Genomic DNA, 19,095 nt, shown 5'->3' with positions numbered 1-19,095 from the left:
GCCGGATGATGCGCCCCGTTTCCGCCTTGCTGATCGCCGCCTCGCTGATCGCGCTCGCCGCCTCGCCCGCCGATGCGCGCAAGAAGAAGCGCGAGGTCGAACGCGATTTCTATGCGCCGACCGTGGTCGCCCAGCCGCCGGCGCCGCCCGCCAACGGCTCCATTTTCCAGGCGTCGATGGGCTATACCCCGCTGACCAGCGGCGCGCGCGCCACCAGCGTGGGCGACATCATCACCATCGTGCTGGTCGAAAAGACGCAGGCGACCAAAACCAACAGCGCCGACACCAGCCGCAATGGCAATATCGGCCTGACTCCGCCAAGCACCGGCATCCTTTCGAAGCTGTTTTCAGCAAGCGATGTCGCCATGGGCGGCCAGAACGGCTTCACCGGCAAGGGCGGGGCGACCCAGTCCAACGCCCTGTCGGGCGAGATCACGGTCACCATCGCGGCGGTCTATCCCAACGGCACGATGCTGGTGAAGGGCGAAAAGGCGCTGACGCTCAATCGCGGCGACGAGTTCATTCAGATCAGCGGCCTTGTCCGTCAGGCCGACATCAGCCCGGACAACCGCATCGCCTCCACCCGCGTGGCCGACGCCAAGATCATCTATACCGGCAAGGGCGAAATCGCCCGCGCCAGCCGTCAGGGCTGGTTGCAACGCTTCTTCTCGATGGTCAGCCCCTTCTGATGGAGACCGGAAAAGCCATGACCCGCCTGCTCCGCCTGTTGCTGTCGTCCCTGGCGCTGCTGACCCTGTTCGCCGCCCCGGCCCATGCCGAACGGATCAAGGATCTGGGCACGTTCCAGGGCGTGCGCCCCAACCAGTTGACCGGCTATGGCATCGTCGTCGGCCTCGCGGGCACGGGCGACGATAGTCTGGATTATGCGACGCAGGGTATGAAGGGCATGGTGTCGCGCTTTGGCCTGACCCTGCCGCAGGGCGTCAATCCCGCGCTCAAAAATGCCGCGGCCGTGCTGGTCACCGCCGACCTGCCGGCCTTCGCCAAGCCGGGTCAACGGCTGGACGTCACCGTGTCGGCGCTGGGCAAGGCCAAGTCGCTGCGCGGCGGCACGCTGATCCTGACCGCCCTACGCGGCGCGGACAACGAGATTTACGGCATGGCGCAGGGCAATCTGGCCGTCGGGGGCCTCGGCGTATCCGGCGCGGACGGCAGCCAGGTGTCGGTCAACATTCCGTCTGCCGGACGCATTCCGGGCGGCGCGACCGTGGAACGCGCGGTCGCCACCGGTTTCGACACCGCGCCGACGCTGACCTTCAACCTCGCCGAAGCGGACCTGACCACCGCGCTGCGCGTGGCGGACGGCATCAACCGCACCTTCGGCGACCGCCGCGCCCGCGCGATGGACGCCGTTTCGGTCGCCATCGACGCCGAACCGGGCGCCGAACAGCGCATTTTGATGATGGGCATGATCGAGAATATCGAGGTCGCCCCTGCCGACGCCCCGGCGAAGGTCATCGTCAACGCCCGTACCGGCACCGTCGTCATCAACGGCGCGGTGCGCATCCATCCGGCCGCCGTCGCCCATGGCAAATTGACCGTCAGCGTCAACGAAAGCCCGCGCGTCGTGCAGCCCGCGCCTTTCTCTCGCGGCGAGACGGCGGTCGAACAGTCGAGCGCCATCCAGGTGACCGAGGAAAAGAAACCGTTGATAAATTTTAAAGGCGGGGCGTCGCTGACCGATATAGTCAAAGCGGTCAACGCCATCGGCGCATCGCCGGCCGACATGGTCGCCATATTGGAAGCGCTGAAACAGGCTGGCGCGATGAAAGCGGAACTGGTGGTGCTGTAATGCAGATTTCCTCATCCTTCCCGACCGCGCAGGCCACACCCGGCAGCGGGCGGGACAAAGCCGCGCTCAAGCAGGCGGCGCAGGCTTTCGAGGCGATTTTCGTGCGCCAGATGATCGGCGCCATGCGATCGGCCAGTCTCGCCGAAGGCATCGCCGATTCGAGCGCGACCGAGCAGTTCCGCGACATGGCCGACGCCCAGACGGCGCAGTCGCTTGCGACATCGGGCAGCCTGGGCATCGCCGACCTGTTGTTGCAGCAGTTCGGCGCAACCCTGACCAAACCGGCCACGGCAACGACCGACACGGATAAGGCCGCATGAGCGACCTGTTCATCATCGGCGCGTCGGCCAGCCGGGCCTATCGCACGTCGATGGCGGCGATTGCGGAAAATATCGCCAACGCCAGCACCGAAGGCTATGCCCGGCGGTCGGTGACGATGGCCGAATCCGGCGCGTCGAGCCAGACCATGGCGCTGTATGTCGCGCGCGCCAATTTCGGCGGGGTCGAGGCGCGCAGCATCGACCGGGCGGCCGACCCCTATCTCGACGCGGCGGTGCGGCTAACGGCACAGGGGCTCGCCAGCGCCGACGCGCGCCAGCGCTGGCTGTCCGACACCGAAACGGCGATGAACGACACTGCGACCGGCATCGGCCAGTTGATGAGCGGCATGTATGGCCAGATCGAAAGGCTGGCCGCCAGCCCCAATGACACATCGCTGCGCGTCACCACGCTGGACAGCATCAACCGCGTCGCCGAGGCGTTCCAGCGCACGGCCCGCGACCTTTCGGAGATTTCCGACGGCATCGCCGACGAAGCGACCGACACGGTCAGCACGCTGAACCACACCATGGCGGCGCTGGCCGACATCAACGGCAGCCTGCTGCGCGCATCGCCGGGCACGTCCGCCTATGCCCAGTTGCTCGACAGCCGCGACGCCGCCCTGCAATCCATGTCCGAAACGCTCAACGTCGACATCGGCTTTGGCGCCAACGGCACGGCCATCGTCAGCTATGCCGGGCAGGATCTGGTGCGCGGGACGACCAGCTCCAGCCTGACGATGACCGCCAGTGCGGATGGAACGCTGGCATTGTCGAACGCGGCGGGGCCACTGACGGCCCCGGCCAGCGGCCAGTTGGGCGGCCTGTTTTCGGCGGCGCAGACGGTTTCGGCCCGACGCGCCAGCCTCGACAGCCTGGCCGAACAATTTGTGACCGATGTCAACGCCTGGCACGCTCAGGGGCTGACCGATGCGGGAACGGCGGGCGGCGCGCTGCTCAGCTATGGCGGGTCGGCCGCGACCATGGCGGCGCTCATCACCGATCCGGCGGACCTCGCCACCCGATCGGCCGACGGCACGCTCAACGGCAATCTGCTGACCGCCTATTCCGTTTTGCGCGGCAATGGCAGCGTCGAGGACGGCTGGACGGCGTTGATCGCCACCCACGCCAACCTGCTGGGCGCGGTGAAACTGGAATATACGACCGCGCTGGAGCGGACCGATCAGGCCGTCGCCGCACGCGAGGCGGTGAGCGGCGTCGACCTCGATATGGAGGCGGCCGACCTGCTGCGCGTGCAACAGGCCTATTCCGCCAGCGCCAAGGTGTTGCAGATCGCCAAGGAAACGATCGATTCGATCCTGCGGATCATTTGAAGATAGGAACTGACCGATGGTAGGGATCACCGCCAAGACCATGGCCACCGAAATCCGGCGACAGCAGCAGCTTTCGCAACAGATTGTCGCGGGGCAGACGGCGGTGTCGACCGGCATCAGCCTGACCAAGCCGTCGGACAATTCGCTGGCCTGGGTCCAGGTGTCCGATGTCGGCCGCGCCCAGGCGCAGCAGGCCGCATGGCAGACCAATATCGCCTATGGCAAGGCGCGTGCGGGCAATGCCGAATCCAATCTGGGTGAAATCACCAACCTGCTGACGCGCGCGCAGGATCTGGCCATTTCCGCGCGCAACGGATCGCTGAACGACACCAGCCGCGCGGCCATCGTCGAGGAAATGAACACCATCCACACGACGATCACCGAATTGCTCAACGAAAAGGATTATCAGGGCACGCCCGTGTTCGACGATGGGACCAGCACATTGGTGCCGGTCAGCCGCGGCCTCAATCTGGCCGTGGTCGGCACGCGCCAGGATGTGTCGGAAGGCATTGACGTCAACGGCGCGGCGATGACCATGGACGATATCTTCACCAGCGTGCTCGCCGCCGTCCAGAGCGGCGACGACGCCACCGTTGCGGGCGCGGTCGACTCGATCCAGTCGGCGATCAGCCATGTCGTCGTCGAACAGGCGAAACAGGGCGTGCGCGGCGACCGGCTGGAGACGATCGGGGAGCGGCTGACCGACGTTGATCTTGACCTGACCGAACGGCGGGCGTCCCTCGAATCGACCGATCTGACCAAGGTGATTTCGGATGTGTCGGCCAAGCTGTTGCAACTGGAAGCGGCGCAATCGGCCTTTGCCCGCATCACCAAGCAGACCCTGTTCGACCTGATCGGCTGAACCCCGCAAAAAAGCGCTTCGTCCTAAACCCCGCGCTAACCAGTCCGTATTTAAGAGGGAATGGCTCCGTCCGGCGACGGCGCCCTCCATTATCAGGGGTTCGTCCGCGAACCCGCGCATTCGGGGATCAGCATGTTCGCAGTCATCGGTCTTGTCGTCCTCATCGTCATGGTGTTCGGCGGCTTCATCTTCACCGGCGGCGACATCGGCCCGGTGCTCCACGCCCTGCCCCATGAAATGCTGATCATCGGCGGCGCCGCGGTCGGCGCGCTCATCATCGGCAACAGCGGCGCGGACCTCAAGGCGCTCGGCGGCGGCCTGGGCAAGGTGTTCAAGGGGCCGGCCTACAAGAAACAGGATTTCCTCGACTGCATCTTCCTCGTCAGCAAGCTGATGAAGACGCTGCGCGTCGAAGGGCCGGTGGCGCTCGAACCCCATATCGAGGATCCGGGCAGCTCCACCATCTTCAGCGAATATCCGCGCCTGATGAAGGACAAGACGCTGATCCACCTGATCAGCGACACGCTGCGCCTGGTCGTCGTCTCCTCCGGCACGCTCGATCCGCATGCGGTGGAAGAGGTGATGGACAACAGCCTGAAGACCCATCATCACGAGGCGCTCAAACCCGCCGACAATCTTCAGGGGCTGGCCGACGCATTGCCCGCTTTGGGCATCGTCGCGGCGGTGCTGGGCGTGGTGAAGACCATGGGCTCCATCGACCAGCCGCCCGCCATTTTGGGCGCGATGATCGGTTCGGCGCTGGTCGGCACCTTTCTGGGCGTGCTGCTCGCCTATGGCATGGTCAATCCCTTCGCCAATCGCTGCCGCAGCGTGATCGAGGCGGACGGGGCGATGTACCATGTGGTCAAGCAGATCATCGTCGCATCGCTCCATGGCCATCCGCAGCCCTTGGTGATCGAAGCCGCGCGCTCCAGCCTGACCCACGCCAACCAGCCGGCCTTTGCCGAAGTGTTCGACGGCATGCGGGGCAAATAAGCCATGGCGGAGAAGAAACGCGGGGCGAACGAGCCGGAACCCCGGCCGATCATCGTCAAGAAGATCATCGTCGAAGGCCATGGCGGCCATCATGGCGGCGCGTGGAAGGTCGCCTATGCCGACTTCGTGACGGCGATGATGGCGTTCTTCCTGCTGATGTGGCTGCTGGGCGCGACGACCGAGAAACAGCGCAAGGCGCTGGCCGACTATTTCACGCCGACGCTGGTCGAGTTGAAGGCCGCCTCCGCCGGATCGACCGGCCTGCTGGGCGGCGACAGCATCATGGGCAAGGAAAATTATCCGACCACCGGGGGTCAGGGCAATTTGTCCATCACCATCCCGCGCGACGCCAGCGGCACCAAGGAACAGGGTGGCAAGAACATGAAAGCCGCCGACCGCGCCAAGTTCGAATCGATCAAGAAGGAACTGGAAGCGCGGATGAACCGCCGCGGCATGGGCAAGCTGCGCAAGAATGTGCGCTTCACCGAAACCCGCGAGGGGCTGCGCATCGACCTGATCGACGAGGCGGATTTCGCCATGTTCGCCATGGCCACCGACCGGCTGTTGCCCGCCGCCCGCACGCTGATCGGCGAAGTGGCGCAGGTATTGGAGACGATGCCCAACGACGTCATCGTGCGCGGCCATACCGACGGCCTGCCCTATGCCAATGGGCGGACCATGAACAACTGGATGCTGTCATCCGCCCGCGCCGAAGCGACCCGCAAGGCGCTGAGCGAGAGCGGCATCGGCAACGAACGCTTTGCCCGGATCGAGGGCGTCGCCGACCGCGACCCCTATATCAAGGGCGACGCCTATGACCCGCGCAACCGGCGCATGTCGATCATCCTGGCGTGGAGCCGCAACGGCGCGAAGGACGCCGAGGACGACGGGCTGGACGAGGAAACCAGGGCGGCGGTCGCCGAGCGCGACGATCCCATGCGGCTGGCCAAGGCGCAGGCGACCCGGCTGGACATGGGCGGCACCGCCCTGCCGCAAGGCGTCAAGCTGATGAACCCGACCGCGCCAGGCACGGAAAACAAGCCGGGCAAGCATTGAGCAGGGCGGGGTGACGAGAAGGGGTGGATTGACGACCGTCAGGTTTCGGGAGCAGGCGGAAACAAAACGACTTGCTCCAAAGCCATTGACGATCCCCCCATGCGCTTTTGCGCGCAGTCGAAATGGGCGTAGATTATTTGTGTCGGCGGCTCGTCACATTGATCGGACCAGAGATCGCTAAGACCAATCGCTAACGCCTGACGACCATGTTGCTCGATTCCTTCGCCACAAAACCAACATACATAGCCTGAACCAAGTAGGCTGTCGGCTATTCCGTGAGGATTGTCGACCTCAACTGAGCCGAGTAGTTCGACGACCCTCGCCCTATTATTATCGTCGATTGCTGCATCGAACTCATCAAGGATACCCGCTGTAAACAAGCGTTCGTTCAACGTCATACCCAAATAGTTGGTTTTGGCCATGCCGCATCCTTAGCAGATCTTTGCGAGGTCGGCTATCGGGCTTGGCTTCGGTAACTATGGACGACTGCAAATCGTCGTTGGCGGACGCCCCCTCCTACCCCTCTCCCTGAGGGAGAGGGCTGCGCAGACTTGGCTGCTTGCAGCCTAGTCGTAGCTGGGTGAGGGTGTGATGACCTCCTGCAATCGCGCACGACCAGCGTCGGACCCCCTCATCCAGCTCCGCCTGACCGCTGCGCGGTAAGGCTCCATATCCTTCTCCCTCCAAGGGAGAAGGAATGACTTACCTTGTTCGCTACCCGCCATATCGCTCCTGCCGTCATCCTGACGAAAGTCAGGATCCATTGGCTCAACTTTTCGCAGGATCGTGACCGTTGCGCAAATGGATCCCGGATCAAGTCCGGGATGACGATGGAGAGATGCCGGTTCTGGGATCGACCGTTGCGCTGGTGATCGACCGGTTCTGATCGCTGGCGGATGCCCCGCCTATCCCTCCCCACCGGATAGAACGAACGTCGGCCCATGATCAGCCCGGCAGGACCAGACTGGCCTCCAGCCCGCCTTCGGGGCGGTTGGCGAGGCGCAACTGGCCATGATGTTCGGCCATGATCGCGCGGACCAGCGCCAGGCCAAGGCCCGCGCCGCCGGTTTCGCGGTTGCGTGATCCTTCCATCCGGGTGAAGGGCTCCAGCATCTCGTCCATCCGGTCCTCGGCTATGCCCGGCCCTTCGTCGGCCACCGTCAGGCGGATCATGTCGCCCTCGCGCGCCACCGTCACATGGGCGCGGTCGCCATAGACGATGGCGTTTTCGATGAGGTTGCGCAGCGCCCGGCGAATCTGCTGCGGGCGGACGAGCGCCACCGCCCGGTCGCTGTCGGCCATGTCGACGGGCGATCCCAGTTCGACGAAATCCTCCACCACCGCGTCGGCGAGCGAGGCAAGGTCGACCTTCTGCGGCTCCTCCGTGCTGCGCCCGGCGCGGGCGAGCGACAATATGTCCTCCAGCATCCGGTTCATTTCGTCGATGGTTTGCGACATGCGCGTGCGCTCGCCCTCATCCTCCACCGATTCGGCGCGGACCCGCAGCGAGGCGAGCGGCGTGCGCAGGTCATGGCCGATGGCGCCCAGCATCCTGTCCTTTTCATCCAGCATGGCGATGATCCGCGCGCGCATGGCGTTGAACGCGGTGGTCAGGTCGCGCACATCGCCCGGCCCGCCTTCGTCGACCGGGTCGGCCGCGCCCGTGCGCGCGAACTGCCGCGCCGCGCCGGTCAGTTGCCGCAACGGCCGCGCGAGCCGACGCCCGACCCACAGCAGGGGCAGCAGGACGATGATATAGAGGATCAGCGTCTGCCCGATCAGCCAGCCGCCAAAACGCGGCGGCGGCCCGGCCAGCCGCGCTTCGGCGATGACCCATCGGCCTTTTTCATATTCGGCGGCGAGCATGATGGAACCGCCGCGCCGCGGGTTTTCATGGGTTCCGGTGGCGCGCATACGGATTTTTTCCCACCGCCGCAGCGGCAGGACGCGCCGATGCTCGACCGCGCGAACGCTATGGATGGCGAGGCCGATGTCGCTGAACATCGTCGTCGCTCGGCGGGCGATGTCGGGCCGCTCCTCTCCCTCCAGAGTCGGCGCGCCCTCGACAAAGCGTGCGCGACGCGGTTCGTCCTCCCGCTCGCCGCGCGCATCCAGCGCATCGACGATGCGATAGACGGCGGGCGCGGTCTGGCCGGTGAGTTGCAGGCGATTGCGTTCCTGCAGCAGCAGCGCGAAATTGATCGCCTGCGCCACGAACAGGGCCAGCGCGACCAGCAGGATCACCTGTCCGACCAGCGTTCGGGGAAGGGGGCGCGGCAATGTCACAGCTTGCGCACGTCAGCGGACAAGGTGTAGCCGCCGCCCCAGACGGTCTTGATAAGGGTCGGGTTTTTCGGGTCCGGCTCGATCTTCTTGCGCAGGCGGCTGATCTGGTTGTCGATCGCCCGGTCGAAGGCGTTGGCCTCCCGCCCCTGGGTGATGTCGAGCAACTGGTCGCGGCTCAGCACCTGGTTGGGCCGCGTGGCGAAGGCGAGCATGAGGTTATATTCGGCGGTCGACAGCGGCAGCGACACGCCCTCGCTGTCCACCAGCGTGCGCTCCTGCGTCTTCAGCAGCCAGTCGGCAAAGGCGTATGTCGCGCCATCGGGCGCGGTCACCCGCTGGCCGCCGGTCGCGACCCGGCGAAAGATCACCTTGATCCGGGCGACCAGTTCGCGCGGGGAAAAGGGTTTGAGCACATAATCGTCGGCGCCCATCTCAAGCCCGACGATACGGTCGGTCTCTTCCGACTTCGCCGTCAGCAGGATCACCGGAATCTCGCTGGTTTCGCGGATATGGCGGCACAGCGACAGCCCGTCCTCGCCCGGCATCATGATGTCGAGCACGACCAGGTCGATGGCGTTCGCCTTCAGCCGCAACCGCGCCTCCGCCGCATTGTCGACCGCCGTCACGCGAAAGCCGTTGCGGGAGAGATATTGGGCCAGCGGTTCGCGGATCGACCGTTCATCGTCGACCAGCAGCAAATGGGGGCGTTCGCTCATGCCTGTCTCATGTCACGGGTTGGAATGGGTGGAAAGGGCGAAGGCGGTGTTGGCCTTCGCCCTTTCCCGCTGCGGACGGCGATGCGACGCAAGGGGGCGCGCGCCGCATCCCGCCCGCCGCCATCAGTTCTGCGCGGGCGGCGGGGGCGGGCCGCGACGGTCCTTGGCCGCGCCGCGCATCGCTTCGAACGCGGCCTTGCGTTCATCGGCGGTGACGGCGCCGTCCTTGTTCGCGTCGGCCTTGTCGAACATGGCCACCGGCCCGGCCATGAATTCGGCGCGGGTCAGCACGCCGTCCTTGTCGGCGTCGGCGCGACCGCCCATCATGCCCATCATCGGACCGCCATGGCCGCGATGGCCGCGCATCCTGTGGCCGGGGCCGTGCTGGCCATCGGCTTGCGGACCGCGTCCGCCCATGCGGGCTTCATGCGCGGCGGCAAATTCCGCCTTGCTGATCTGGCCATTGCCGTCGCCGTCCATCTTGGCGAAGCGTTCGTCGAAACGCGCCTGGCGCATCGCCGCGCGTTCTTCCTTCGTCACTTTGCCATCGCCGTTCGCGTCCATCGTCTTGAAGCGGGCGTCGAGCGCGGCGGTCAGTTCCGCCTTGGTCAGATTGCCGTCCTTGTTCGCGTCGGCCATCGCCATCGGGCCGCCGCGCATGCCGCCGGGGCCTTCGGGCTGGGCGAAGGCGAGGTGGGTGGCGGCCAGACCGCCGACCGCCAGCGAACCGACCGCCACCGTCATGAAAAATTTGCGCAACATGATCCGTTTGTCCTTTCGGGGTCTCATCCAGGGGAGACAAGGCCCGTCGCCCTGTCCATGAGGGCCTTTTCCGCCATGACTGTCCCGACTTTATGTCACAACGGGCCTGTTTTTGTCGCAAATTGTATTCGCCAATAGCGCCCCATGCATTCCACACCTGCCAGAGTCGTCAGGTCGCCTGATCCGCCGCAAGCGCCTAAAAGGATCGCCAAACGGGATGAGGAGCCGCTGCATGATCAACCTTTCGCGCATCTATCACACCGGCATGGCCGTGGCCGACATCGACGCCGCCTGCGCCAGCGTCGGCGCGTCGCTGGGCCTCCGCTGGGCGCCGATCCGGGAGTTCGACCCGCTGCCCTTCTGGACGCCCGAAGAGGGAAGCCATGAAGTGCGCGTGCGCGCGACCTATTCGGTGGGGTCTCCGGTCGCGATGGAAATCGTGCAGGGCACCGGCGGTTTCTATGACCCGCGCCGTGCGCCCGACGCCCGCCATATCGGCCTGTGGGTCGACGACCTGCGCGCCGAAGCCGACGCGCTGGTGGCGCAGGGCTGGACCGTGCGCGCTGCCAACGCCGCGCCGCAGGACGGCTATGGCATGATCGCCTATCTGGAAGCGCCGATGGGCGGCATGCTGATCGAACTGGTGTTGATGGACCTCAAGCCCGCCATCGACGAATGGATGGCCGGCTGACGCCGTTCAGGCCGCCGCCCGCGCCACCGCCAGCGCGGCCCGAAGGTCGAGACGGCCGTCGTAAAGCGCGCGGCCGGTGATGACGCCTTCGATGCCCTCGTCCGCGTGCAGGCTGAGGATGCGAATGTCGGCGATGCCCGCCACGCCGCCGCTGGCGATCACGGGGATCGCGGTGGCGCGGGCGAGGTCGACGGTCGCGTCGATATTGCAGCCCTTGAGCAGCCCGTCGCGACCGACATCGGTGAAGAGCAGGCTGGCGACGCCCGCATCCTCGAACCGGCGGGCGAGGTCGACGACGGGCATGTCGGATTTTTCCGCCCAGCCGTCGGTCGCGACGAAACCGTCGCGCGCATCGACCGCGACGACGATGCCGCCGGGAAAGTCGCGCGCCGCCGCCTTGACGAAGGTGGGATCCTTGAGCGCCGCCGTGCCGATGACGATGCGCGACACGCCCAGGTCGAACCAGCGTTCCACCGCTTCCCGGTTGCGTATGCCGCCGCCCAGTTGAACATGGCCGGGAAAGGCGGCGACGATGGCTTCCACCGCTGCGGCATTGACCGCATGGCCCGCAAAGCTGCCGTCCAGATCGACGACATGCAGATGCTGCGCGCCCGCGTCGGCGAAGAGCAGCGCCTGGGCGGCGGGATCGTCGCCATAGACGGTGGCGCGGTTCATGTCGCCTTCGGCCAGACGGACGACCTGGCCGCCTTTCAGGTCGATGGCGGGAAAGACGATCAGGCTCATGGACGCCACTCCAGAAAACGGGACAGGAAGGAAAGGCCATAGCCCTGGCTCTTTTCCGGGTGAAACTGGCAACCGATGATGGTGTCGCGGGCGACCGCGGCGACCAGCGGCCCGCCATGGTCGGTCACCGCCGCGACATGGGCTTCGTCGTCGGCGACAAAATGATAGCTGTGCAGAAAATAGGCCTCGCCCGGCTCCAGCAGCGGCGGCGCGCCGATCAGGCGGACATCGTTCCACCCCATATGCGGCACCTTGACCGCCGGGTCGGCCGGTTCGATCAGCCGCACCGTGCCGGGAATCCAGCCCAGCCCCTGATGGCGGCCAAACTCCTCGCCCGCGTCGGCCAGCAACTGCATCCCGACGCACACGCCGAGGAAGGGGACGCCGCGCGCGCCCACCGCCTCGTTCATCGCCTCCACCATGCCGGGGATCGCGACCAGCGCGTCGCGACAGGCGCGAAACGCCCCCACGCCCGGCAGCACGATGCGGTCGGCGGCGCGCACGACATCGGGATCGGCGGTGATGCGCGCGTCGGTCGCCCCCGCCCTGTTCAGCGCATTATGGACCGAATGAAGATTGCCCGCGCCATAATCGATGAGCGCGGTGGTCACAGCATCCCCTTGGTCGACGGGATCGCGTCGGCCTTGCGCGGGTCGATCTCCACCGCCTGGCGCAGCGCGCGGGCCAGCCCCTTGAAACAGCTTTCGACGATATGGTGGTTGTTGCCGCCATAGAGATTTTCGACATGCAGGGTGATGCCCGCCGCCTGCGCGAAGCTGTGGAACCAGTGTTCGATCAGCTCGGTATCCCATTCGCCCAGCCGCGCGACCGTGAAGGGCGCCTTGAACACCAGCCAGGGACGGCCCGAAATGTCGAGCGACACGCGGGTCAGCGTCTCGTCCATCGGGGCATAGGCGGTGCCGTAACGGCTGATGCCGCGCTTGTCGCCCAGCGCCTTGGCCACGGCTTCGCCAATGGCGATGGCGGTATCCTCGGTCGTGTGATGCTGGTCGACATGAAGGTCGCCCACCGTCTTCACATCCATGTCGATCAGCGAATGGCGCGACAATTGTTCGATCATATGATCGAGAAAGCCGATGCCGGTCGACACGGCATAATGCCCCGCGCCGTCCAGATTGACGGTAACGTCGATCCGCGTTTCCGCGGTGTTGCGGTGGATTTCAGCCTTGCGCATGGCTGCGCCCTATAACGTGTCGCGCGCGCCATGCAATGCGCCCCGCGCACTTGACCCGCCGCATCGCCGCGTTAGGACAGGGCGTCATGAGCGACGACCTGCCCGACAGCCTGATTCCCTATGACGAAATCGTGCAGGAGGCCCTGCGCGCTGTGGTCGGCCGGGTATTGGGCGAAGTGGAGCGGACCGGCGGCCTGCCGGGCAGCCACCATTTCTACATCACGTTCAAGACTCAGGCGGCGGGCGTCGACATCCCCCGGCGCCTGATCGAGCGTTTTCCCGACGAAATGACGATCGTGCTGCAGAATAAATTCTGGGACTTGAAGGTCAGCGACGACCAGTTTCAGGTCAGCCTGACCTTCAATCAGGTCGCCGCGCTGCTGACCATCCCCTTCGCCGCGATCACCGCCTTCGTCGACCCGGCGGTCAATTTCGCGCTGCAATTCCAGGCCCAGGCCGACGACGAAGCGCCCGAACCCCATGACGAGGCCGAAAACGACGCGCCGCAGGTGACCAGCGAAGATGGCTCCAACGTCGTGACGGTGGATTTCGGCAAGAAGAAGTGATGCCCCCCTCCCGCGATTGGGGAGGGTTTCTGCTGCGCTGGACGGTCGCCGCGTTGCTTGGCTTGCCGATATCGTTCTTCTTGTGGATGTCGCCACTCGGCATCGGTTTCTCGCCAGTCTGGTCTCAATCCGGGGGGACTGCCGCCCTTTTGCGAACACTGGCTCTCGCTGCTGTTGTGTTCCCTTTGATCTTCTGGCTGGGCATGTTCTTGGCTTTGCCGCTATATTGGTGGCTGAAGCGACGCTGGGTCATGGCCACGCCATTTTGGCTGCTGGTGGCTCAGCTATCGCTACTTTGTGCGGTCGTGGCGAGCTTCTGAGACGGCGGCCACTGACGGCGCGCATGCAGTATGCGCAGGATGCGTATATTGTCTCCGGTGACATCATAGATAAGCAAATAGTTGCGATGGACGGTCAACTCGCGCGTATCGACTACCCGTCCAGGGCGGCCCATCGCAGGGTGATCGATCAAAGTTCGCGCCCTCTGCGAGAAGATTTCGTCCATCATGATGGCGGCCGCCGGATTTTCCTTCGCGATATGCTCGCCAATATCCCTGCGGTCCTGACGCGCGTCCAGCGTCCAGAGCAGCTTCACACCGGACCGGCCATCCTGTGGCGCAGGTCGTCCCGCCATGCCTGCGCATCGGCCTCAACCTCATCGTCGGATACAAGATGGCCGGCATTGGCGGAATCCAGGCCTGCCTGAACCTGACTGCGAAACCAGATGTCATGCTCGGCAACGGTGCGCTGCCCGGCAACATAATCCCGCATGAAATCCCGGATCAATTGCGCGCCCGTGCGATCATGGGCCTTGGCCGCGTCGGCAAAGGCCCTCTTTAACGCATTATCGACTCGTATCGTGAAGGTCGCTTCACCCATGCCGCATCTCCCGTGTTACACAAGATGTGCATGGTAACACGAGCATCTTATGCTTTGAAGGGCTAATGTAATTCCCGCTGTCCTACACTGCCCCCCAGCGCTAACTCTCCATATGCGACATGGGCGAACTTAATGAAGTTTCACACGCCATCCCCTCCAACCAGCCCGCCCCGGTCACCGCTCTCCGCACAACCCCTTGGATTTCCTTCTTCTCACCCTAAATCAGCCCCAAACTTGCGAACGATTCTTAACTGAAAGGCGCCCTCCAATGCCCGCAACCCGCACCGAAACCGACAGCATCGGCGCGATCGAAGTGCCCGCCAGCGCCTATTGGGGGGCGCAGACGCAGCGGAGCATCGAGAATTTTCCGTTCGGCGCGATGGAGCGCATGCCCATCGGCATCATCCATGCGCTCGCCATCGTGAAACAGGCCGCCGCGCGAGTGAACCGCCATCATGGGTTGGACGCAACCCAGGCCGACGCGATCGAAACCGCCGCCGCTGCGGTGGCGGCTGGCCATCATGACGACCAGTTCCCCCTCGTCATCTGGCAGACCGGCAGCGGCACCCAGACCAATATGAACGTCAATGAAGTGATTGCCGGGATCGCCAATGAAGCGCTCACCGGCATGCGTGGCGGCAAGCATCCGGTGCATCCCAATGACGGTGTGAACTTTGGTCAGTCGTCCAATGACAGCTTCCCCACCGCGCTCCATATCGCGGCGGCTCTGGCGGTCACCAAAGGCCTGTTTCCCGCGCTCGACCGGCTCCATGCCGCGCTGGACGCCAAGGCAAAGGCGTGGGATCCTATCGTCAAGATCGGCCGCACCCATTTGCAGGATGCGACCCCGCTGACGCTGGGGCAGGAATTTTCCGGCTATGCCCATCAGGTCTATCGCAGCCGCAAGCGGATCGAGCCTGCGGTGATGCACGGCATGATGGCGCTGGCGCAGGGGGGCACGGCGGTCGGCACGGGTCTCAATGCGCCGGACGGCTTCGATGTCGCGGTCGCGGCGGAAATCGCCGCCATCACCGGCCTGCCGTTCCGCACCGCCGACAATAAGTTTGAGGCGCTGGCGTCCAACGATCCGCTCGTCCACCTATCCTCGACCCTCGCCACGCTGGCCGTCGCGCTCACCAAGATCGCCAACGACATCCGCCTGCTGGGCAGCGGGCCGCGTTCGGGGCTGGGCGAGCTGGACCTGCCCGCCAACGAACCGGGCAGTTCGATCATGCCGGGCAAGGTCAACCCGACGCAATGCGAGATGATGACCATGGTCGCCGCCCAGGTGATCGGCAATCATCAGGCGGTGACCGCTGGCGGCATGCAGGGGCATCTGGAACTCAACGTGTTCAAGCCGATGATCGGCGCGGCGGTGCTGCGCTCCATCCATTTGCTGAGCGTGGGCATGGATAGCTTTGCGGAGCGGTGCGTTGAGGGGCTGGAGGCCAATGAGGCGCGCATCGCCGAACTGGTCGACCGGTCGCTGATGCTGGTGACGGCGCTGGCGCCTGCCATCGGTTATGACAATGCCGCGAAGATCGCCAAGCACGCCCACGCCACCGGCGCGACGCTGCGCGAGGCGGGGCTGGCGCTGGGGCTGGTCGACGCGGCGACGTTCGACGCGCTGGTGCGGCCCGAAACCATGGTATGACGGTGGCGGGCTTCGACCCGTTGCTGTATAGGAGAGGGCATGAGGACGAAGAAACAGATCGCCGCCGAAGCGCCCCCCGCCGCCAAGCCGGCAAAAGCGAAGGACCATGGCCTGCTCCGCAAGGCGGCCGGCATCGGCGCGACCGTCATCGCCGCGCGCGTCGCGGCGGAAACGGGGAAGAAGGGAGTCATCGGCCTGATCGCCGGCATGGGCGCCAAGCAACTGATCCGGCGGCATCCGGTCGGCGCGATGGTGGTGACCGGCGCCTATCTGGCCGGGCGGCTTTACGAAGCCAAGCGTGAACTGGACCAACGCAAGGCGAAGGCTCTGCCCGCTCCGGCCAAGCCCATATTGATCGCCGAGGCGCGCGCGCGCAAACAGGGCGGGCAGGGCTGAAGGCGCGTCAGCCGCCCGCCTGCCAGGCCTTGATGGCGTCGACCGGAAAGCTCAGCATCAGCACATTGAGCGTCAGATTGTCGCGGATCACCCACAGCGTCAGCCATTCCATGGCGACGGCCAGCGCCAGCGTCACCCGCCAGTCCATCCGCGCCGCTAACCAGAAACCGATGCTCATCATCGCCAGGTCGCTCATCGAATTGAGGATGCTGTCGCCGCTATAGCCAAGCGCCATGGTGGCGGTGCGGTAACGGTCGATGATGACCGGCGAGTTTTCGAGGATTTCCCAGGAACCCTCTATCCCGACCGCCAGCGCATAGCGCCAGGCGAGCGGCGCGCGGCGCAGCAGCCACCAGCCCGCCGCGAAGAACAGGAAGCCGTGGATCACATGGCTGGGGCTGTACCAGTCGGCGATATGCTGGCTGTTGCCGCTGTCGATCGCGCCATGCCATAATTCCACCGCGCCGCAGGTGCAGATGGGCGGCCGACCCATGATGAGCAGCATGACGAGGGTCGCCAGCGCCAGCAATCCCGCGACGATCCAGCCTTGCCTATCCCGCGCCCCCGCCTTCATTCCCGCCCCCCTTGCAAAACGCCGTGCATGACGGCACTAGCGGCCATGGCCCACAGCACCCTGACCGATCCCCATGGTTTCCGCCGCCGCGGCGTGCTCTTCGTCCTGTCATCGCCTTCGGGCGCGGGCAAGTCCACCATCGCGCGCAAATTGCTGGAGGCCGAACCCGATCTGGCCATGTCGGTGTCCGCCACCACCCGCCCCATTCGCCCCGGCGAGGTCGACGGCAAGGATTATCATTTCGTCGATCTGGAGCAATTCCGGGCGATGGCGAACAATCACGAGTTTCTCGAATGGGCGCATGTCTTCGGCAATCGCTACGGCACGCCGCGCGCGCCGGTGGATGCGGACCTCGACGCCGGGCGCGACGTGTTGTTCGACATCGACTGGCAGGGCGCGCAGCAATTGCACCAGATTGCCGGGGGCGACGTGGTGCGCGTGTTCATCCTGCCGCCGTCGATGGAGGAACTGGAGCGCCGCCTGCGCGGCCGCGCCACCGACAGCGAAGCGGTGATCGTCGGCCGCATGAGCCGCGCCGCCAGCGAAATCGCCCACTGGGACGGTTATGACTATGTGCTGGTCAACGACGATGCCGACGCCTGTTTCGAAAAGGTCCGCACGATCCTGCACGCCGAACGGATGAAGCGCAGCCGCCAGACCGGCCTTATCGGCTTCATCCGCCGCATGAGCCGTTATGGCGAGGAATAGGCGCGGATAATATTGGACTCCCGCGCGTTGTGCCTGCACCTTTATAGCTGGCGAAACGGGGAGTGACGATGATGGGCAAGACGATTTTGGGGGGTCTGCTGGGCGGTTTCGCGCTCTATCTGGTGGGCTTCATCTTCTGGGGCACGCCGCTCAGCAACCTCGCCTTTTCCAGCGCCGATCCCGCCGCCGCCGCGCAATTGCAGGCGGCGATGGCGCAGGCGCTGAACGCCGGAGGCACCGGCGTCTACATCATCCCCGACCCGTCGACGGCGCAAGGGACGATCTTGTTCGGGCGCGGGCCGATCGCGCAGGTATTCTATAACAGCAATGGCTATCCGGTGACCGATGGCGGCGCGCTGGCGGGCGGCTTCATCCTGTCGCTGCTGGTCGGCGTGCTGATCGCTCTGGCCCTGCGCTGGGCGGCGGGCGACATGGCGGCGCGGGCGCGGCTGGGCATCGTCTTTGCGGGCGCGGCGGTGCTGTGGATGCATGTCGGCCAGGCGATCTTCAACCATGCGCCCTGGGGCTATATCCTCTACCTCGCCTTCTCCGATTTTGCCGGGCTGGCCGCCGCCGTGCTGATCGCCGCCAAAATCATGCCAGACGCCTTTCCAGGCGAGCCGACGCTTCACTGATCCGCATTCTCGCTGGCCAGCGCGATCATGCTGGCGGCGTGGCGGCGCGCGACGGCCATGCGATCCTGTCCATAGCCGCCGCCCAATGTGCTGGCGAGCGGGATGCCGCGAATCCGCGCCTGCCGCATGACGAAGCGGTCGCGCGCCTCCAGCCCTGCATCGCTGAGCGCCAGCCGCCCCAGCCGGTCGTCGCGATGCGGGTCGACGCCGGCCTGATAGAGGATGATGTCGGGCGCGAAATCGTCGAGCAGGCGCGGCAGGGTTTCGGCCAGCAACGCCAGATAGGCGTCGTCCTCCACCCCGTCGGGCAGGCCGATGTCCAGCGACGAGCGCGCCTTGCGCGCGGGGAAATTGCGTTCGGCATGGATGGACAGGGTGAAGATGTCGGCCCGCCCTGCGGTCAGCGCCGCCGTGCCGTCGCCCTGATGCACGTCGAGGTCGACGATCATCACCCGCCGCGCGTCGCCCTCCGCGATCAGCCGGTGGGCGGCGATGGCAAGGTCGTTGAACACGCAATAGCCCGCGCCTGTATCAGCCAGCGCATGATGGCTGCCCCCCGCCGCATTGGCGGCATGGCCGTGCGCCATCGCCAGCCGCGCCGCCAGCCATGTGCCGCCGGGCGTCAATTGCGCCCGGCGCGCCCCCCGGTCGGTCACCGCAAAGCCGATCCGCCGTTCCTTGTGCGCGGGCACGGTCTGCGTCAGCACCTGTGCGACATATTCGGGATCGTGCACCGCCTCCAGCCAGGGACGCGGCATGGGGTCGGGGCGATGGATCGTCATTGCGACGCCCCTTTCCTCCAGCGCCAGCATGACAAGCCCATATTTGTCATAGAGCCAGGGACCGGGCGCCGTGGCGGGAAAGACATAGTCGGGATGATGAACGACGTGCAGCATCGACCAATAGTCAGT

The 19,095-nt window shown here is 65.5% G+C and carries 24 protein-coding genes; 13 read left to right on the top strand and 11 right to left on the bottom strand.

The genetic code is table 11. The features are described 5' to 3' along the window. Window positions 1-8: 8 nt before the first annotated feature. From GGR44_RS10215 to GGR44_RS10185, 7 genes are all read left to right on the top strand, one after another. Entirely contained in the window at window positions 9-689 is a 681-nt protein-coding gene (locus tag GGR44_RS10215) for a flagellar basal body L-ring protein FlgH (protein WP_183955621.1), read from the top strand. Continuing rightward, on the top strand, window positions 689-1,813 hold the full coding sequence (locus tag GGR44_RS10210) for a flagellar basal body P-ring protein FlgI (RefSeq protein ID WP_183955475.1): 1,125 nt from the start codon (window positions 689-691) through the stop codon (window positions 1,811-1,813). The genes GGR44_RS10215 and GGR44_RS10210 overlap by 1 nt, the downstream gene beginning before the upstream one ends. Continuing rightward, a complete protein-coding gene (locus tag GGR44_RS10205; protein WP_183955474.1) occupies window positions 1,813-2,133 on the top strand; it encodes a rod-binding protein in 321 nt (106 codons plus the stop codon). Before GGR44_RS10210 ends, GGR44_RS10205 begins: the two co-directional genes overlap by 1 nt. Continuing rightward, window positions 2,130-3,464 (top strand): flagellar hook-associated protein FlgK, encoded by a 1,335-nt coding sequence (flgK, locus tag GGR44_RS10200; RefSeq protein ID WP_183955473.1) that lies wholly within the window; start codon window positions 2,130-2,132, stop codon window positions 3,462-3,464. The genes GGR44_RS10205 and flgK overlap by 4 nt, the downstream gene beginning before the upstream one ends. Before the next feature lie 16 nt (window positions 3,465-3,480). Further along, window positions 3,481-4,326 carry a flagellin gene (locus GGR44_RS10195; protein ID WP_183955472.1) on the top strand — a complete coding sequence of 282 codons (846 nt, stop codon included), beginning with the start codon at window positions 3,481-3,483 and terminating at the stop codon, window positions 4,324-4,326. 132 nt (window positions 4,327-4,458) lie between these two features. After that, on the top strand, window positions 4,459-5,322 hold the full coding sequence (motA, locus tag GGR44_RS10190) for a flagellar motor stator protein MotA (protein WP_183955471.1): 864 nt from the start codon (window positions 4,459-4,461) through the stop codon (window positions 5,320-5,322). Between the two features lie 3 nt (window positions 5,323-5,325). Next, window positions 5,326-6,378, top strand: a complete 1,053-nt coding sequence (locus GGR44_RS10185) for a flagellar motor protein MotB (RefSeq protein WP_183955470.1) — start codon at window positions 5,326-5,328, stop codon at window positions 6,376-6,378. 38 nt (window positions 6,379-6,416) lie between these two features. Here GGR44_RS10185 and GGR44_RS10180 read toward each other — a convergent pair whose 3' ends face one another. The 4 genes from GGR44_RS10180 to GGR44_RS10165 form a co-directional block, all read right to left on the bottom strand. Beyond that, window positions 6,417-6,800, bottom strand: a complete 384-nt coding sequence (locus GGR44_RS10180; protein ID WP_183955469.1) for a hypothetical protein — start codon at window positions 6,798-6,800, stop codon at window positions 6,417-6,419. Window positions 6,801-7,323: 523 nt separating this feature from the next. Further along, window positions 7,324-8,664 carry an ATP-binding protein gene (locus GGR44_RS10175; protein ID WP_183955468.1) on the bottom strand — a complete coding sequence of 447 codons (1,341 nt, stop codon included), beginning with the start codon at window positions 8,662-8,664 and terminating at the stop codon, window positions 7,324-7,326. Continuing rightward, complete coding sequence (locus tag GGR44_RS10170; RefSeq protein WP_183955467.1) at window positions 8,661-9,380, bottom strand: response regulator; 720 nt, start codon at window positions 9,378-9,380, stop codon at window positions 8,661-8,663. The genes GGR44_RS10175 and GGR44_RS10170 overlap by 4 nt, the downstream gene beginning before the upstream one ends. 123 nt (window positions 9,381-9,503) lie before the next feature. Next, entirely contained in the window at window positions 9,504-10,142 is a 639-nt protein-coding gene (locus tag GGR44_RS10165) for an EF-hand domain-containing protein (RefSeq protein ID WP_183955466.1), read from the bottom strand. Window positions 10,143-10,374: 232 nt separating this feature from the next. Between GGR44_RS10165 and GGR44_RS10160 the strand changes: the two genes are divergently transcribed. Continuing rightward, complete coding sequence (locus GGR44_RS10160) at window positions 10,375-10,833, top strand: VOC family protein (protein WP_183955465.1); 459 nt, start codon at window positions 10,375-10,377, stop codon at window positions 10,831-10,833. A gap of 6 nt (window positions 10,834-10,839) precedes the next feature. Here the strand turns inward: GGR44_RS10160 and hisA are convergent, their stop codons facing one another. The 3 genes from hisA to hisB are packed head-to-tail and all read right to left on the bottom strand — an operon-like array spanning window position 10,840 to window position 12,772. Next, window positions 10,840-11,577 carry a 1-(5-phosphoribosyl)-5-[(5-phosphoribosylamino)methylideneamino]imidazole-4-carboxamide isomerase gene (gene hisA, locus GGR44_RS10155; protein WP_183955464.1) on the bottom strand — a complete coding sequence of 246 codons (738 nt, stop codon included), beginning with the start codon at window positions 11,575-11,577 and terminating at the stop codon, window positions 10,840-10,842. After that, on the bottom strand, window positions 11,574-12,188 hold the full coding sequence (hisH, locus tag GGR44_RS10150; RefSeq protein WP_183955463.1) for an imidazole glycerol phosphate synthase subunit HisH: 615 nt from the start codon (window positions 12,186-12,188) through the stop codon (window positions 11,574-11,576). The genes hisA and hisH overlap by 4 nt, the downstream gene beginning before the upstream one ends. After that, window positions 12,185-12,772, bottom strand: a complete 588-nt coding sequence (gene hisB, locus GGR44_RS10145) for an imidazoleglycerol-phosphate dehydratase HisB (protein ID WP_183955462.1) — start codon at window positions 12,770-12,772, stop codon at window positions 12,185-12,187. The genes hisH and hisB overlap by 4 nt, the downstream gene beginning before the upstream one ends. 86 nt (window positions 12,773-12,858) lie before the next feature. On the opposite strand from hisB, the gene GGR44_RS10140 reads away from it, so the two are divergent. Beyond that, window positions 12,859-13,338: an SspB family protein gene (locus GGR44_RS10140; RefSeq protein WP_183955461.1), complete on the top strand. Its 480-nt coding sequence runs from the start codon at window positions 12,859-12,861 to the stop codon at window positions 13,336-13,338. Between the two features lie 280 nt (window positions 13,339-13,618). Here GGR44_RS10140 and GGR44_RS10135 read toward each other — a convergent pair whose 3' ends face one another. Both GGR44_RS10135 and GGR44_RS10130 read right to left on the bottom strand, forming a co-directional pair. Next, complete coding sequence (locus GGR44_RS10135) at window positions 13,619-13,933, bottom strand: type II toxin-antitoxin system mRNA interferase toxin, RelE/StbE family (RefSeq protein ID WP_183955460.1); 315 nt, start codon at window positions 13,931-13,933, stop codon at window positions 13,619-13,621. Then, window positions 13,930-14,217, bottom strand: a complete 288-nt coding sequence (locus GGR44_RS10130; RefSeq protein ID WP_183955459.1) for a CopG family ribbon-helix-helix protein — start codon at window positions 14,215-14,217, stop codon at window positions 13,930-13,932. The genes GGR44_RS10135 and GGR44_RS10130 overlap by 4 nt, the downstream gene beginning before the upstream one ends. Before the next feature lie 268 nt (window positions 14,218-14,485). On the opposite strand from GGR44_RS10130, the gene fumC reads away from it, so the two are divergent. Next, the gene (gene fumC / locus GGR44_RS10125; protein ID WP_183955458.1) at window positions 14,486-15,871 is read left to right on the top strand and encodes a class II fumarate hydratase; all 1,386 of its coding nucleotides are present in this window, start codon (window positions 14,486-14,488) and stop codon (window positions 15,869-15,871) included. A gap of 39 nt (window positions 15,872-15,910) precedes the next feature. Continuing rightward, a complete protein-coding gene (locus GGR44_RS10120; protein WP_246344529.1) occupies window positions 15,911-16,267 on the top strand; it encodes a hypothetical protein in 357 nt (118 codons plus the stop codon). Between the two features lie 7 nt (window positions 16,268-16,274). On the opposite strand, the gene GGR44_RS10115 is transcribed toward GGR44_RS10120, so the two are convergent. Further along, window positions 16,275-16,841 (bottom strand): DUF2585 domain-containing protein, encoded by a 567-nt coding sequence (locus GGR44_RS10115; protein ID WP_183955457.1) that lies wholly within the window; start codon window positions 16,839-16,841, stop codon window positions 16,275-16,277. A gap of 45 nt (window positions 16,842-16,886) precedes the next feature. Here GGR44_RS10115 and gmk point away from each other — a divergent pair, with 45 nt between their 5' ends. Both gmk and GGR44_RS10105 read left to right on the top strand, forming a co-directional pair. Next, complete coding sequence (gmk, locus tag GGR44_RS10110) at window positions 16,887-17,549, top strand: guanylate kinase (protein WP_183955619.1); 663 nt, start codon at window positions 16,887-16,889, stop codon at window positions 17,547-17,549. A gap of 68 nt (window positions 17,550-17,617) precedes the next feature. Next, window positions 17,618-18,184 carry a hypothetical protein gene (locus GGR44_RS10105; protein ID WP_183955456.1) on the top strand — a complete coding sequence of 189 codons (567 nt, stop codon included), beginning with the start codon at window positions 17,618-17,620 and terminating at the stop codon, window positions 18,182-18,184. Here GGR44_RS10105 and GGR44_RS10100 read toward each other — a convergent pair. Continuing rightward, entirely contained in the window at window positions 18,178-19,080 is a 903-nt protein-coding gene (locus tag GGR44_RS10100) for a histone deacetylase family protein (protein WP_183955455.1), read from the bottom strand. The two genes, GGR44_RS10105 and GGR44_RS10100, sit on opposite strands and share 7 nt — an antisense overlap. Between the last annotated feature and the right edge of the window lie 15 nt (window positions 19,081-19,095).

Origin of the sequence: Sphingobium fontiphilum, assembly GCF_014196635.1 — a bacterium.
GTDB lineage: Bacteria > Pseudomonadota > Alphaproteobacteria > Sphingomonadales > Sphingomonadaceae > Sphingobium > Sphingobium fontiphilum.
The sequence above is the reverse complement of the archived record's forward strand: the minus strand, read 5'-3'. Positions and strand labels throughout refer to the sequence as shown.

What these genes read in the sequence shown, in the direction of transcription:
- GGR44_RS10215 (WP_183955621.1), top strand. Translation starts at nt 9, where the DNA reads ATGCGCCCCGTTTCCGCCTTGCTGATCGCCGCCTCGCTGATCGCGCTC.
- GGR44_RS10210 (WP_183955475.1), top strand. Translation starts at nt 689, where the DNA reads ATGGAGACCGGAAAAGCCATGACCCGCCTGCTCCGCCTGTTGCTGTCG.
- GGR44_RS10205 (WP_183955474.1), top strand. Translation starts at nt 1,813, where the DNA reads ATGCAGATTTCCTCATCCTTCCCGACCGCGCAGGCCACACCCGGCAGC.
- flgK (WP_183955473.1), top strand. Translation starts at nt 2,130, where the DNA reads ATGAGCGACCTGTTCATCATCGGCGCGTCGGCCAGCCGGGCCTATCGC.
- GGR44_RS10195 (WP_183955472.1), top strand. Translation starts at nt 3,481, where the DNA reads ATGGTAGGGATCACCGCCAAGACCATGGCCACCGAAATCCGGCGACAG.
- motA (WP_183955471.1), top strand. Translation starts at nt 4,459, where the DNA reads ATGTTCGCAGTCATCGGTCTTGTCGTCCTCATCGTCATGGTGTTCGGC.
- GGR44_RS10185 (WP_183955470.1), top strand. Translation starts at nt 5,326, where the DNA reads ATGGCGGAGAAGAAACGCGGGGCGAACGAGCCGGAACCCCGGCCGATC.
- GGR44_RS10180 (WP_183955469.1), bottom strand. Translation starts at nt 6,800, where the DNA reads ATGGCCAAAACCAACTATTTGGGTATGACGTTGAACGAACGCTTGTTT.
- GGR44_RS10170 (WP_183955467.1), bottom strand. Translation starts at nt 9,380, where the DNA reads ATGAGCGAACGCCCCCATTTGCTGCTGGTCGACGATGAACGGTCGATC.
- GGR44_RS10165 (WP_183955466.1), bottom strand. Translation starts at nt 10,142, where the DNA reads ATGTTGCGCAAATTTTTCATGACGGTGGCGGTCGGTTCGCTGGCGGTC.
- GGR44_RS10160 (WP_183955465.1), top strand. Translation starts at nt 10,375, where the DNA reads ATGATCAACCTTTCGCGCATCTATCACACCGGCATGGCCGTGGCCGAC.
- hisA (WP_183955464.1), bottom strand. Translation starts at nt 11,577, where the DNA reads ATGAGCCTGATCGTCTTTCCCGCCATCGACCTGAAAGGCGGCCAGGTC.
- hisB (WP_183955462.1), bottom strand. Translation starts at nt 12,772, where the DNA reads ATGCGCAAGGCTGAAATCCACCGCAACACCGCGGAAACGCGGATCGAC.
- GGR44_RS10140 (WP_183955461.1), top strand. Translation starts at nt 12,859, where the DNA reads ATGAGCGACGACCTGCCCGACAGCCTGATTCCCTATGACGAAATCGTG.
- GGR44_RS10130 (WP_183955459.1), bottom strand. Translation starts at nt 14,217, where the DNA reads ATGGGTGAAGCGACCTTCACGATACGAGTCGATAATGCGTTAAAGAGG.
- fumC (WP_183955458.1), top strand. Translation starts at nt 14,486, where the DNA reads ATGCCCGCAACCCGCACCGAAACCGACAGCATCGGCGCGATCGAAGTG.
- GGR44_RS10120 (WP_246344529.1), top strand. Translation starts at nt 15,911, where the DNA reads ATGAGGACGAAGAAACAGATCGCCGCCGAAGCGCCCCCCGCCGCCAAG.
- GGR44_RS10115 (WP_183955457.1), bottom strand. Translation starts at nt 16,841, where the DNA reads ATGAAGGCGGGGGCGCGGGATAGGCAAGGCTGGATCGTCGCGGGATTG.
- gmk (WP_183955619.1), top strand. Translation starts at nt 16,887, where the DNA reads ATGGCCCACAGCACCCTGACCGATCCCCATGGTTTCCGCCGCCGCGGC.
- GGR44_RS10105 (WP_183955456.1), top strand. Translation starts at nt 17,618, where the DNA reads ATGATGGGCAAGACGATTTTGGGGGGTCTGCTGGGCGGTTTCGCGCTC.
- GGR44_RS10100 (WP_183955455.1), bottom strand. Translation starts at nt 19,080, where the DNA reads ATGCTGCACGTCGTTCATCATCCCGACTATGTCTTTCCCGCCACGGCG.